Consider the following 13387-nt stretch of genomic DNA (forward strand, 5'->3'; position numbering starts at 1 on the left):
TTGGAACCTTTCTTGAGCCATCTTGTGGTAGGAGATGATCACCAATCCACAGCATCCCTTACAGTGTAGCACAGCCCTTGGAGAGGGGCTTTAATAACTACTACTCTATAATACAAGGAATTGATGGAAATGAAACTTCGAAATGCGATTGCCCTTATGATGGTCATGCTGATTATGACAGCCTTGGCCGCATGCGTTCCTGCGGAGATTACGGAGCAGACCTTGCAGCCTCAGCAGACGGAGAAGATTACGGACAGCCGTCCGGACACAGACCGCAGCGGCAATCCTATCACTCTGCCGGAGCAGGTGGACAGCATTATCTCCATGGCGCCCTCTGCCACGCAGACCCTTCTGGATCTGGGCTTGAAGGACAAGCTTGTCGCTGTGGATACCTATTCTGCCATGTATTTTGGTCTGGAGGATCTGCCCACCTTTGACATGATGGAGCCGGATACGGAGCAAATGGCTGTTCTTGGTGCTGATCTGATCTTTACCACCGGTATGAGCGCCTCCGACGGTGTGGATCCCTTTAAACCCCTGCGAGATATCGGTGTCTGTGTGGCGGACATTCCATCTGCCTCCAGTATCGACACCATGCTGGAGGACACCCGGTTCATTGCCGCTTGCGTGGGCGCACAAGAGACGTGCGAGGAACTGATTGCACAGTTCCAGAAGGAACTGGAGCAGTTGTCTGATATCGGCGCAGGTATCCAGAATAAAAAGCGTGTGGTGGTCGAAATTGCCTGTGCACCCGATATCTACACTGCAGGCAGCGGCACCTTTATGAACGAGATGCTGACAACGATTGGTGCAGAGAATATTTTTGGCGACCAGGAGGGCTACCTTGCTGTGACAGAGGAAGCAGTCATTACCCTAAATCCAGATGTGATTTTGACCATGGTGGACTATGTGGAGGATCCTGTGGCGGAGATTTTGGGTCGGACCGGCTGGGAGCATGTCGCCGCCGTGGCCAACGGGGACGTGTATCTGGTCAATACCAATGCGGTATCCCTGCCCAATCTCCACGTTATTGATGGCATGAAACAGATGGCCAAAATGATTTATCCCGACGCATATACCGGGATCGAAGATCCCTTTGCCGCGGGAGAGGCGGCATGAAGCGGACGGTCAAAATCCTATTTGCTGTCGCCATAACGCTGCTCGTTTTGGTGGGTAGCATCGCCGTCGGTTCTGTGAATCTCACCCCTGGGCAGGTGGCGGAGATTTTAATGGCCAAGTTGTCCGGCAAGTCTGGTACCATTGACCCCAACCTCAGCGCAATCGTATGGGGAATGCGCTTTCCGAGGGCGGTGCTGGCCTTTCTGACCGGCGCGGCTCTGTCCGCCAGCGGTACCGTCATGCAGTCCATTTTGAAAAATCCGCTGGCGTCCTCCTATACCCTGGGCGTTTCCTCCGGCGCCAGCCTCTGCGCAGCTCTGGTGATGGTCACAGGCGTTACGTTCCCGCTTCTGGGGAGCCTGTTCACCCTGCCGGCAGCGGGCTTTTCCGGGGGGCTGGCCACGGTGTTTCTGGCCCTGGCCTTTGCCGCCCGGCTGGACGGCAAGATGGAGAATCAGACGGTCATCCTGGTGGGTATGGTGTTCTCTCTCTTTGTCAACGCCATTCTGACGCTGATCACCGCTCTGTCCCGGGAGCACCTGCAGCAGATGGTCTTCTGGCAGATGGGCGGCTTCACTGGCCGGAACTGGTCCCATGTGGCAGTGATGTTCCCGGTTCTGGTCATCTCCATGCTGGTATTGCAGCGCTTTACTCCGGAGATGGATATCATGAGCTTTGGAGAGGAGCAGGCCATGTCCATCGGCGTGGATCTCAAGCGGATCAAACTCCTTTTGATCGGCATTGCCGCCCTGCTGACCGGCACGGCGGTGTCGCTGGTGGGTGTTATTGGTTTTGTGGATCTGATCGCGCCCCATGTTGTGCGGCGGATCTTCGGTTCCTCCCACCGTCTAGTGCTGCCCTTGTCCGCTTTGTTCGGCGGCACATTTCTGATGTTGGCGGAGTTGATTTCCCGCACGGTGATGGCGCCCACGATTATTCCTGTAGGGGCCGTGACGGCACTGGTAGGCGCTCCCTTCTTCGCACTGGTGTTCTTCCGCGGCAGAAAGCTGAAATGAGGTGGAGTTTCCATGCTGCATCTGAAAAATATTTGTGCCGGATATGGAAACGGAGACATTCTGCACGATATTACCTTTGATTTGCCTCTGGGACAAAATCTGTGCATTCTGGGGCCAAACGGCTGCGGGAAAAGCACATTGCTGCGTACCATCTCCGGGCTTCTGGACAGTCGCGGGGAACTGACCCTGGATGGGAAGCCGGTGGCCGCCATGCGCCGGCCGGAGATTGCGTCTCACATGGCCATGATGAGCCAAATGAGCACCGTCTATTTTTCCTTTTCTGTCTATGAAACAGTGATGATGGGCCGGTATCAGAAGCTGCGCCGGGGGCTTTTTGCATCCCCTTCCAGAGAGGACAAGCAGTGTGTGGAGCAGTACTTGCGGGCCACCGGGTTGGAGTCACTGAAGGAGTGTCAGATCTCCGAACTGTCGGGCGGTCAGCTCCAGCGGGTATTTTTGGCCCGGACGCTGGCCCAGGAACCGGAGATCATTTTACTGGATGAACCCACCAACCACCTGGATCTGAAGCATCAGACAGAACTGGTAAGCTATCTTAAAAACTGGTCTCAGGAAAAAGGACGGACGGTCATCGGAGTACTCCATGACATCAATCTTTCTCTGATGCTTTCTGATCAGCTTCTGTTTTTGAAAAATGGTTCTGTGGCAGGGATGGGGCCTGCCAATATGGTTCTGACAAGAGCGTTTCTCCATGAGGTTTATGATATGGATGTAGCCTCATATATGATGGCCTCCCTCAAGCGTTGGGAGCAGGTATCTTAACGGTATTCGGACATACAGAAAAGCACATGGCCTGTCCCTGCGTCGGGTACAGGCCATGTGCTTTTTCTATTTTTCCCAGGGCGTGTACAAACAATAGGCCGGACAGAGCTCACCCATATAGATCCATACATTTTCACCCATTTCGATGGGCTCCCGGAAAACCAGGTTGGGAACCATCAGCTTCAAGGTGGTGCGTTTGAGCCCCTTGATGTTTTCCCCCTCCTGAGTGGGAGCCTTGCTGAAATCCTCGATCCGCTGGGCCAGATCGCTGATTCCCAGCTCCCGGGAGAGTCGGGGGATCACCTCATCCTTTACGGCGTATACCACATGATCCGGATTTTCAAACCAGGTTCGACTTATCATAACGCTTGCCTCCTGTCAGTTGGTTTTTTGCGCCAGTTTTTTGATCTCGCCATACTTGCCGATGATATAGTCATAACCCTCCCTGCGATGGGGAATCAAGCAGCCGCTGCAATCCTTAATCCCCCCGGCAATATAGGTGAAGTTTCCGCCGCATTTGTCTCCCAGTGCATGCAGCGGGCAGTAGCAGAACAGGCAGTTAAAGTTTTCCGGGTCATTGGTGGGGTGGAAGGGGAAGTATTCGCATTTGCTGTTGGAAAAGAACTGAAAGTGCTTTTCGGACGTCGATGATTCCATACCGCTTCTCCTTTCATTTTACTGATTGACACATCACTCATGTGATACCCTGACCGGCGGTGAAACAGAAAAAGGAGGTGCCCGGACGGCACCTCCTTCTGACAAAAACACGCTGGCCCTAACAAGAAGGCCAGCGAGCAAAGCAACGTATACAACGGAGGACACGCCCGCTGTTTCCCCCTGCATCCTGCCATGGTGCAAGTCTCCTGACTTACGTTATGAGAGCTTGGCTCTCTGCGTCCATTTCCTACCTTCTCACAGGGTCGTTCCCTGCAATGGCGGACTTTCGTCCAGACGGCATACGCCGCTTCGGAATGGCCTCACGTACACAGTGCCGGTCGCGCGGGACTTGGATATCCCATTCGTTTTAGCTGCTGCCTGATCCTTGTCGGCAGGATCGTTACAGCAAACAGCCACACCATGCAATAGATACAGTGATATGAAATTTTCAAACCGGCGGCAAACGCCGGGCCTGGAACCAAGAATGAATCTAAATATAGCATAGCACGCCTTATGCAGGTTGTCAAACGCTCTTTAGTTTGTTTAGAAACAGAGTTCCAAGGGCTCCTCTCTGAAGAAATTTAAAAAATAGCAAAAACAGAATAGCATTTTGGTACGGCTTGTGCTATAATGCAAAAGCAACAAGGAAAATTAAATATGAAATCCGGCTTTTGTGGCAAATGCGCGACCCGGCTTTTATGAGCTGGACACGCATCCTTGTTTCTGAACAAGGGAATCAGGTGAGAATCCTGGACATGTTTCGTCCGCGACCCGTCCGTGAAAACGGCGGCAAAGGGGCGATTCTATAGCTGTGATTGTGGAGCAAATCCGTTTTCTGCGAAAGCAGGTCACTGGCGGCTGTAATGGCTTAGCTGGGAAGGCGGCGGATTTGCGTTGGCGGGCATAGCTCCGCCTGGACACATCAGTCAGAAGACCTACTAAGAGCTTACCCCCGGATCTCCGGGGCTGCTCTGACAAAAACGCCTTATGCGGCAGCACGTTTGTGTTGTCGCTTTCACGCAGTGACGACACAGGAGCGGACAGAATTGTCCGCTCCTTTTTTGTCAGGTACGGCCCCGTTCCAAAAGCCCTGTTTTTTAAAAACAGTTTTTATAAAATGGTTTAAAGGAGTGGAGCTTTGTGAAAAAAAGGATTCTTTCGTTTTTCCTGGTGCTGTGCCTGACCCTCGGCCTTCTGCCGTCGGCGGCACTGGCCTCCGGCACGGTGCAGCCGGTGTCTAGCCCCGAGGATTTTGCCGCCATGGATCCAAGTGGGAATTATATTCTGACAAGTGACATTACGGTGTCCGCTCCCTATGGGCAGGCTTTCAGCGGCAGCTTTGATGGCGGAGGGCACAAGGTAACCCTCGCCATCTCCGGCGACAGCAAGCTGGGGCTCTTTTCCGAGTTGTCCTCCGGCGCGACCATCCACAATATCATCACTGACGGTTCGGTCAGTGGTACCGATCAGGTGGGCGGTATCGCGGGCCTCAGCGCCGGTACGATTGAAAACTGCCTGAATACAGCGTCCGTCACCGCCAGCAGCGAGTATGCGGCCGGCATCGCGGGACAGTGTATCGGCGGCAGCATCACCAGCTGCGGCAACACCGGCAGCGTGGCGCTCAGCGGGGGGGAGCGCTACGCCGGCGGTATTGCCGGTCAAATCAAGGCCACAGCCATTACCAACTGCTATAACCAGGGTGAGATTTCCAGCCAACGGAACCGTTCCGGTGCAAACCTGGGCGGTATCGTCGGCTACGCAGGAGATGATTACGGTCGCGGCAGCAGCCTGAACAACTGTTATAGCACTGGTGCCATTACCGTGCAGGAAAAGGCCACCAATTTTGGCGCCATTGCCGGATGGATGTACAATTCCACAGCGGAAAACTGCCATTATCTGGATTCCAGCTGCACCACTGGTATCAACGGCAACAACCAGACGGCTGCTGCTAAAACATCGGAGGAGATGAAGGGTGCGGACTTTGCCACCGTGTTGGGCGAGGGCTTCCGAGTAAAGGCCGGGGAGTATCCGGTTCTGTCCTGGCAGATCTCGACCGCTTCCGCTGTGTTTACCATCGCGCCGTCCGCGGCAGAACTGACCATCCGCAGTGGCGACACCGTCGTGTATTCCTCCAGCCAGGGGGAGACGCGAACCGCCTCCCTGGCCGCCGGCAGCTACACCTACACGGTCAGCTGTGAGGGCTATACATCCCAGAACGGAGCGCTTACCATTTCCGAAGAGCAGGCCAACAGCAGTGCGGAAATCCAGGTAGGTTCCATCACCCTTCAACAGGACGAGAGCCAGTGGGGTACCCTGCGCTTCCAGATTGACGGTGCGGAGGATTACACCATCACCGTGACGCTGGACGGCCAGGAAATGACCGCCGGACAAAACGGAATCTATACCCTGCTTCTGAACAAGACCTATGACTACGTGGTGACGCCGGCATCGGAGCAGGTGGAAGGCGCGCAGGGAAGCATTTCTCTTTCCGAGAGCAAAATTGAGACGGTTTCCCTGAAAACGGTCACCGGCATTGCGGTCAAAACCCAGCCCGCCAAGACGGCCTATTATGTTGGTGACGCACTGGACACTGCCGGCCTTGTAGTGACAGTCAGCTACTCCGACGGCTCCACCGGGGAAGTCTCCGAGGGCTTCACTGTCAGCGGCTTTGATTCCTCGGCAGCCGGGGTAAAGACCGTTATGGTTACCTATTACGGAAGCAGAGCAGAATTCCAGGTTTCCGTAGCAGAAAAACCCTTCCCCAGTACCGTGTTCAACGCTCTGGCCGGGAAAGCCCAGGTGGTATACACCCATAACGACAAGTATCAAGGAGAGCCCGGTCAGGAGTTTGTGGAAGAGGACGGCGTTCTCCGCTCCAACAGCAAGGGGCAGGGCAATTCGCAGGTCACCGTGACCATTACGATTGACGAATCCGTTGCCCAGGGCAGCCTTTCCTTCTGGTACAAGGTGTCGTCCGAGGGTTCCTGGACTATATATGACGGTCTCGTCATCAATAAAGGCTCCAAAGTCGGCGGAGAAATAGACTGGACGAAGCACACCCTGGATGTAAAAGGCGGCGACATGGTCACGCTGACCTATGTCAAGGACTCCAGTGGTGACAAGGGAGACGACTGCGTCTATCTGAGAGACTTTACGCTGGAAACCCAGCATACCGCGACATTTACCCTTAGTCCGGAAAATGCCCAGATGATCCTGAAAGCACAGAACGGCGAAGAAACTATCGAACCTGTCTCCAACAGCAATGGAACAGTGATCTATGCGCTGGCCGACGGCACATATGACTACACGGTATCCTGCTTTGGCTATGCGGAGCGGATGGGGCAGATCACCGTGGACGGCGCTGACGTGAAGCAGGCGGTGACGCTGGATGCCAGCACCCGGCAAGCCGTCACGTTCCAGATTACCCGTCCGGAGGACATTTCCGCGCCGTATACGATCAGCGTCCTCTTCCAGGGGGAACCGGTCGCCCACAGCGGAGACGAGGCCAATGTGTATCAGCTGCCGGCCGGCGAATACACCTACACGATCAGCTGCGAGGGCTGTGAGCCGGCCAGCGGTTCCTTTACGGTGGGAGAGGAACCGGTCACCGTCCCGGTGACCCTGGAACGCCAGTGGACACTTTCCGACTACTTTAAGGCAATTTCCCCTGCCATAACCGCCGAGAACGGCACACGCTACGGCTTTGTCCGGGACAGGGAGCAGGACGGCGGGCTAATATCCGATAACGCCGGAACGAGCAGTTCGTCCGCTGCCATGACCCTCACCTTCTCCCAGGCTGCCCGGCTGGATTTTGCTTATCGGGTGTCTTCGGAAGCGAATTATGACAAATTCACGCTGAAGCATGGGACGGACACGTTGATCACTGCCAGCGGCAATGGGGAATGGACGCAGTTTGCTGTTTCCGTAGCCGCCGGCGACTCCCTGACCTTTCAATATGAAAAGGACAGCGGTGGAAATCAAGGCAGTGATGCGGTTTACCTCAAAAATTTCCGTGTGACCGCTCTGTACCCGCTGACCTATACCGGCCTGCCGGAGGGCGGCGCCTTTACGGTGCGCAATTCCAAGGGAGAGACCGTTGCGCCCCAGAGTGACGGCACCTATCTTCTGCCGGAGGGCGCGTATAAATATACCGCCTCGGCTTTCGGATACGAGACGACCCAGGGCAGCTTTTCGATTCCCGACCAGAGCAGCGTGACCGTCTCTCTGAACAAACTTCCGACTTGCAAGGTGACCTTCCGGATGCCGGAGGGCGCTTCCCTTACGGTAACGCACCCCACCGCCGGCAGCATGGATGCCTTCCGTCAGGGAAATGTGTTTACCCTGCCTGCCGGAGAGACTTACTCTTATGAAGTCACCAAGACGAACTGCCTGCCCAGCCGCGGCAGCTTTACGCTGACGGAGGAACGCACCATCGAAGTGAGCGCCCTGACGGATGCCGGTGAGGGCTGGGACGGCACAGCTGTGACCGAGCCCACGCAGGCAGAAGGCGTCTACCAGATCGGCAGTGCGGCGGAGTTGGCCTGGTTTGCCCAGCAGACAGAGAGCGAAACCGGCCTTAAGGGTCAACTGACTGCCAATATCAATCTCAACGGAAAGCCCTGGACCGGCATCAAGCAATTTGCCGGAACTCTGGACGGCGGCGGGCATGTAATCTCCGGCGTCACCGCGCCGCTCTTTGACTCAGTGGACGCAAATGGAACCGTCAAAAATCTTGTGGTAATGGGCAGCATTACCGACAGCGGTCACCTGGGCGGCATTGTCAGCACGCTTTCGGGAACTGTGGAAAACTGCGCTTTTGAGGGCAGTGTCACGAACTACGGCCCCTCCTATGGTTCTGTCAGTCTGGGCGCCATCGCCGGCCGAGCGCAGAAAGGCAGCAGCATCCGCGGCTGCGCTGTTTCGGCGGAGCTCAAGAACAATACCGCGTCGTATAATACCGCATTGCATACCGGTTTCATTGCCGGCTATGCCTACGGCATCATTGAAAACTGCTACGCCACGGGAAGCGTCTGGGCCGATTCCAGCCGCGATACCAACTCCGCCCTGGGCGGTCTGGTGGGTACCCTGTATGCGGACGGCACGCTGCGAAATACCTATTTTTCCGGCACGGTCACCGGCCCTGAGAATGGCATCGGCCTTGTGATCGGCACCAATGCGGGCACGGTGGAGAATATCTTCTTCCTTCCCAACGGATCCATTCCCGCCGTTGCCGACAATACCGCGTCCACTGCGCCTGATACCAAGGCAATCAGCGCTGACGAGATGCGAACCGATGCCTTTGCCTACGAACTGGGCAGCGCCTTCCATATGGATACCGACGGGGTCAACAGCGGCTTCCCCATCCTCAGCTGGCAGGGCGGCAGCGCGCCGGTGGTGAGCACCGATGAGGAGGACGCGGCGGCGGATCTGGCGGCGCTGAACCTGCAAACAACAGACGGCAAGACTCTCTCCGCCGACAGCCAGGGTATCTACCAGATCCGGAATGCCCTCACCCTGAAACTGCCCGGACAGGGCGAGCATGGCAGTGCCATCACCTGGACGACATCGCCGGAGGGCGGTATTTCACTGCCTGACGGTGCGCTCACCCTTCCGGAAAACGGCAAGCTGGAAATCACCCTGACCGCCCAGGTAAAAAAGGGAGAAGCCTCCAAGCAGAAGGAATTCCGGCTGGTTCTCTGGTCCCAGGGCGCGCAGGATCTGGAGACCCTGGAGGCCATCCGTGACGAGGCCCAGTCCGGCGGTACGTTCATCCAGCCCCTGGAGGCTTACGGCCACACCAACATCCGCCAGGCCATGGAACAGTATCTGCTCCGAAAGGATTACCCGGTGGATATGGCCCAGTATAGATATGATGATGACCCCCGTGCCATAAAAGTGGAGTTTGTTGCGCCCGGCACCAAAGTCTTGCCTCAGGCTGGCAGCTACCTGGCCAACGATGGTACGATCACCTATTACAGGGATGAAGGCGGCCTGGGCATCAACTATGCGCTCTATCGTGATGTGACCTTCCGGCTGCTGCTGGGTGACCAGTCCGTACAGGTGTCAATGACAGTTCACATCGGCTGGGCAAATGACTATCTCGAAGACTATCTCTCCAGTGCGGTGAACTCCATCACCTGGGAGCAGATCCGGGGCGAGAACACCAATACCGCCACAGTGACCCAGGACGAGGGCTGGTGGTACACGGTCACCGTAGACGGCCAGGTAGACAAAGACCTGATCCTTCCCACACGGTTGGATACCTACGGCGATGTACGCATTCAGTGGTCGTCCACTGACACGGATGCGCTGACGGTGCAGACAAATCCGGATGGATCCTACACCGCTACGCTTAACCGCCCGCCGTTCGGTGGCGATCCGTTTACCTTCCCGCTGATCGCCACGGCCCGGTTCAACCGCCTGGATGACTACATGATTCAGGAGGCAACTGCTGAAGGCGCTGTGCAGGACTGGTACGCTGCCATTCGAAAATTCGTTATTACGGTAGCACCCAATGATGTGGATCAGTCCGCCCAGATCAACGAGGCTCTGGAGAAGTATCCCTCCCTGCTGCGGGACTTTGTGGACAAAGAGACGCCTGTGACTCCCACCCAGGTTACCGCAGATCTGCAAATGCCCACACCTGGCCAGCTGGAGTCTGCCGGTATTCTGCCGGATCGCTATAATCAGAAAGTGACCATGACCAGCAGCAACACCGATGTGCTGGAATTCAGCGGCTATCACGCTGTGGTCTACCGCCCGCTGCCCGGCAGCCCGGCCGTGGATGTGTCTTATACAGTGCGAATTCTGGATCGCCGCAACAATGCCCTGCTGGGAGAGAAGACGTTTTCCCTGACCGTGCAGCCGTTGACAGAGGATGAAATCAACTCCGCTGCGGCGTTCATGGACAGCGTCTGTACGGAGAACGCCTACTGGAACGGCATCCGCGGCAAGAATACGGATAAGACCCAGGTGACAGAGAATCTGGAACCGTTTGCGGAAGTTTTAAAGGGCGACCAGGGGCAGCCGCAGTATATCTACGGCGCGATCAACCTGACCTTCGGCGGAGCGGAAGTGGATGATCTGCCGGGTTACGACCCGATGAACGCCCAGCCGTGGCGGGAGTATCGCTCCAGCCGTCCCACCGTCATCGCCTGCGAAAATCTCCTGGTCACCCGCCCGGAGTACGACACAAAGGTTACGCTGGACAGTGTCCTGACCCACAGCGCATACGGGAAATACTGGGAGAAATTTGGCAGCAATCCGGCTTACGCGCAGTTTGAACAGTTCTATAAACGCCCGGTTTCTGTGACAGTAACAGTAAAGGGAACCAAGGGCGGAGAGAATCCGAATCCCCAGCCGGAACAGATTCAGGCTACGGTTTCTGTCAGCGGCGGCGGCTTCGAAAACTTTGCTGATTTAAGCGCATACACCTTTACCGGCAGCGGTAGTCAGGACTGGACGGCGTGGGATGCGCTGCAGGCGGCCTTGCGTGAGGCGGGATATCGCTATGAGGGCAGCGGCTCCTATGTCAGCGCTGTGACGGATTCCAACGGCGTTACCCTTTCCGAACTGGAGCATGGCGAAGGCAGTGGTTGGATGTACCGTGTCAACGGTACACTGCCGGAGATAACGCTGAACCAGTATTACCTGAGCGACGGCGATAAAATCACCTTCTTCTATACCGGTGACTACCATACAGTTCCCGGAACTCACGGCTATGACGATAACCAGAAAGCGGCCCAGGCGGTGGAAAAACTCATCAACGCCATCGGAACTGTTACCAAGGACAGCGGCGATAAGATCAAAGCGGCCCGGAAAGCATATGATGCCTTGACCGACACCCAGAAGAAGCTGGTTCGCAACTACAACGTACTGACAGAGGCTGAGGCGGCTTTCGCGGCTCTGGATGCCGGTCTGCCTTTCACGGATGTGGATAAGGATGCCTGGTATTTTGAGGCGGTTCAGTACGTCTATAAAAACGGCCTGTTCAACGGCACCAGTACAACAACCTTCTCCCCTGACGCGGAGATGAGCCGCGCCATGCTGGCTGCCGTGCTGTACCGCCTGGCGGGCTCGCCCGCCGGAGACGGTAAAGCCCCGGCCTTCACCGATGTGGCGCCGGATACCTGGTATACTAACGCCGTAGCCTGGGCCAATGGGAACGGCATCGTCACAGGTTACGGAAATGGTCTGTTCGGTGGCACTGACAGTATCACCAGGGAGCAGCTGGTCGTTATGCTTTACCGTTACGCCAAGTTTATGAAGCATGATACAGCCGCAGCTGGTGATCTCTCGGCATTCACTGACGCCGGGAACGCCAGCGACTGGGCAGTTGAGGCTCTGCGCTGGGCATACGCGGAGGGGCTGATCACCGGGCGTACCGCAACCACTATTGTGCCGCAAGGCACCGCTACTCGGGCCGAAGTGGCCATGATTCTGATGCGTTTTGGCGAGGAACTGGCAAAGTAACTGCCTCCTCGTTGAAGCATACTTCCCTCTCAAGGATCTCCGGGATCCACAGCATCCCCAGCTGTGGATCCCGGAAGTCCGATCCTGAGGAAACAGCAAGTTTGACCCAAAGAACCAGCCCGGCAAAAGTCGGCAGTTGAAGACAAGGGCTGCCATAGGTATCCTTGTCTTCGGATTCCCTTGACAACGTCATAAAAAGCGGATAGAATATTTTCGTGAACAGGTCATATGCTTGACATATGCCAACTGACAAGCCGGTGAGAATCCGGCGCAGTCTTACCTCTACTGTATTTGGCTCCGGCCATAAGCCAGGATTGTCAGCCTGTTCCATGGTAATTGATCAAGGTGGTATCCATTGCCGATTTTTGCAGCCATGTCCATGTTTGGAGATGGCTTGGGTTTTTGTACATTTTTAATGTACAAATGCTCTACTTGCAGGGATCGGCAATGGATATCTGCTTTTTACCGGCAGACACCATTGTCTGCCGGCTTTTTGTTTTCTGAGCCGGCAGCAGATCCCGAAACTGGAAGGGGGGTGAAGACCGTCAGCAAGCGAAGGCAGGCTCGCCCAGCTAGACTTACGCCGCAAGAGGCAGAACAATACCGCAATTTGATACAGAAATGGGCACAGCAAGCTCCACCAGAGTATGCAGACAACGCTGAAAAGCACCCTTATGCATCTCTTACGCTGTCCAGTGGGCTTGGCAGGGCGGTCTATGCCAGCTATTCCAACGAGGATTTGCTGGCTGTTCTGCACGATGCGGCGTCACGCCTGGGACGTGCGCCCACACAGGATGAGGTCTTTTCTCTGTATCGCATCTACCTGAAAGCGCGGTTTGGTACCTGGCCGGGTGCACTGCGGGCGGCCGGGATGCGGCGATTACCAATACCGGATTTGAATATGCCGGATTGGGCACAGATGCTGGCGGAGGATCCGGAGATCTGCGGTGCTCTGGAGGATGTGACTCGCCGCAGATGCCGCCTTGGATACCCGCCGCGCAAACGTGATGTACCGCAGGCGAAGATCCTCTGTGAGCGATTCCGTTCGTGGGAGAATGTAATTGCCGCCGCAGAGTATTTTGAGAAATGGCAGGAGGCGAGGAAGGATAACTGACAAGTAAATAGGGGCATTTGTTGTGGCCCTTTCTCGGCGGAAGCAGAGGGAGGGATGAACAAGGGAATCGGGTGCAAGTCCCGAACGGTAACCGCCGCTGTAAGCGCTGAGACGCCGGATCGTTGACGAAAGTCAGTCACTGGGGAAACCTGGGAAGGCAGATCCGATGTTGTGGGGAAACTCCCCTGAAGCGCAAGTCAGAAGACCTACAAGAAATGCAAAGGGCCGT

The 13387-nt window shown here is 56.0% G+C and carries 7 protein-coding genes and 4 riboswitches; of the genes, 5 read left to right on the top strand and 2 right to left on the bottom strand.

The window, feature by feature from the left end; all coding sequences use genetic code 11:
- Nucleotides 1-129: 129 nt before the first annotated feature.
- Genes B5G42_RS14290 through B5G42_RS14300 form a run of 3 tightly spaced genes read left to right on the top strand, consistent with a single transcriptional unit; the run spans nucleotide 130 to nucleotide 2915 of the window.
- A complete protein-coding gene (locus tag B5G42_RS14290) occupies nucleotides 130-1119 on the top strand; it encodes an ABC transporter substrate-binding protein (RefSeq protein ID WP_162611114.1) in 990 nt (329 codons plus the stop codon).
- The gene (locus B5G42_RS14295; protein ID WP_087271667.1) at nucleotides 1116-2135 is read left to right on the top strand and encodes a FecCD family ABC transporter permease; all 1020 of its coding nucleotides are present in this window, start codon (nucleotides 1116-1118) and stop codon (nucleotides 2133-2135) included. Before B5G42_RS14290 ends, B5G42_RS14295 begins: the two co-directional genes overlap by 4 nt.
- Before the next feature lie 12 nt (nucleotides 2136-2147).
- Nucleotides 2148-2915, top strand: coding sequence for an ABC transporter ATP-binding protein (locus tag B5G42_RS14300; protein ID WP_087271670.1), 768 nt, complete (start codon nucleotides 2148-2150; stop codon nucleotides 2913-2915).
- Between the two features lie 66 nt (nucleotides 2916-2981).
- Here B5G42_RS14300 and B5G42_RS14305 read toward each other — a convergent pair whose 3' ends face one another.
- Complete coding sequence (locus B5G42_RS14305; RefSeq protein WP_087271673.1) at nucleotides 2982-3278, bottom strand: hypothetical protein; 297 nt, start codon at nucleotides 3276-3278, stop codon at nucleotides 2982-2984.
- Nucleotides 3279-3293: 15 nt separating this feature from the next.
- Nucleotides 3294-3572: a cysteine-rich small domain-containing protein gene (locus B5G42_RS14310; RefSeq protein ID WP_087271676.1), complete on the bottom strand. Its 279-nt coding sequence runs from the start codon at nucleotides 3570-3572 to the stop codon at nucleotides 3294-3296.
- A 178-nt stretch (nucleotides 3573-3750) separates the two neighbouring features.
- A riboswitch (cobalamin riboswitch) is annotated at nucleotides 3751-4008 on the bottom strand.
- A 247-nt stretch (nucleotides 4009-4255) separates the two neighbouring features.
- Nucleotides 4256-4530: riboswitch (cobalamin riboswitch) on the top strand.
- A 182-nt stretch (nucleotides 4531-4712) separates the two neighbouring features.
- Between B5G42_RS14310 and B5G42_RS14315 the strand changes: the two genes are divergently transcribed.
- Nucleotides 4713-12044 (top strand): S-layer homology domain-containing protein, encoded by a 7332-nt coding sequence (locus B5G42_RS14315; RefSeq protein ID WP_087271679.1) that lies wholly within the window; start codon nucleotides 4713-4715, stop codon nucleotides 12042-12044.
- A 204-nt stretch (nucleotides 12045-12248) separates the two neighbouring features.
- A riboswitch (cobalamin riboswitch) is annotated at nucleotides 12249-12385 on the top strand.
- 14 nt (nucleotides 12386-12399) lie between these two features.
- Nucleotides 12400-13158 (top strand): homing endonuclease associated repeat-containing protein, encoded by a 759-nt coding sequence (locus B5G42_RS14320; protein WP_087271682.1) that lies wholly within the window; start codon nucleotides 12400-12402, stop codon nucleotides 13156-13158.
- A gap of 3 nt (nucleotides 13159-13161) precedes the next feature.
- A riboswitch (cobalamin riboswitch) is annotated at nucleotides 13162-13387 on the top strand.

This window comes from Flavonifractor sp. An91 (genome assembly GCF_002159225.1).
Taxonomy (GTDB): domain Bacteria; phylum Bacillota; class Clostridia; order Oscillospirales; family Oscillospiraceae; genus Flavonifractor; species Flavonifractor avicola.

Excerpts from the sequence above, each read along its gene's own strand:
- B5G42_RS14290 (WP_162611114.1), top strand. The coding sequence starts at position 130 with ATGAAACTTCGAAATGCGATTGCCCTTATGATGGTCATGCTGATTATG.
- B5G42_RS14295 (WP_087271667.1), top strand. The coding sequence starts at position 1,116 with ATGAAGCGGACGGTCAAAATCCTATTTGCTGTCGCCATAACGCTGCTC.
- B5G42_RS14300 (WP_087271670.1), top strand. The coding sequence starts at position 2,148 with ATGCTGCATCTGAAAAATATTTGTGCCGGATATGGAAACGGAGACATT.
- B5G42_RS14305 (WP_087271673.1), bottom strand. The coding sequence starts at position 3,278 with ATGATAAGTCGAACCTGGTTTGAAAATCCGGATCATGTGGTATACGCC.
- B5G42_RS14310 (WP_087271676.1), bottom strand. The coding sequence starts at position 3,572 with ATGGAATCATCGACGTCCGAAAAGCACTTTCAGTTCTTTTCCAACAGC.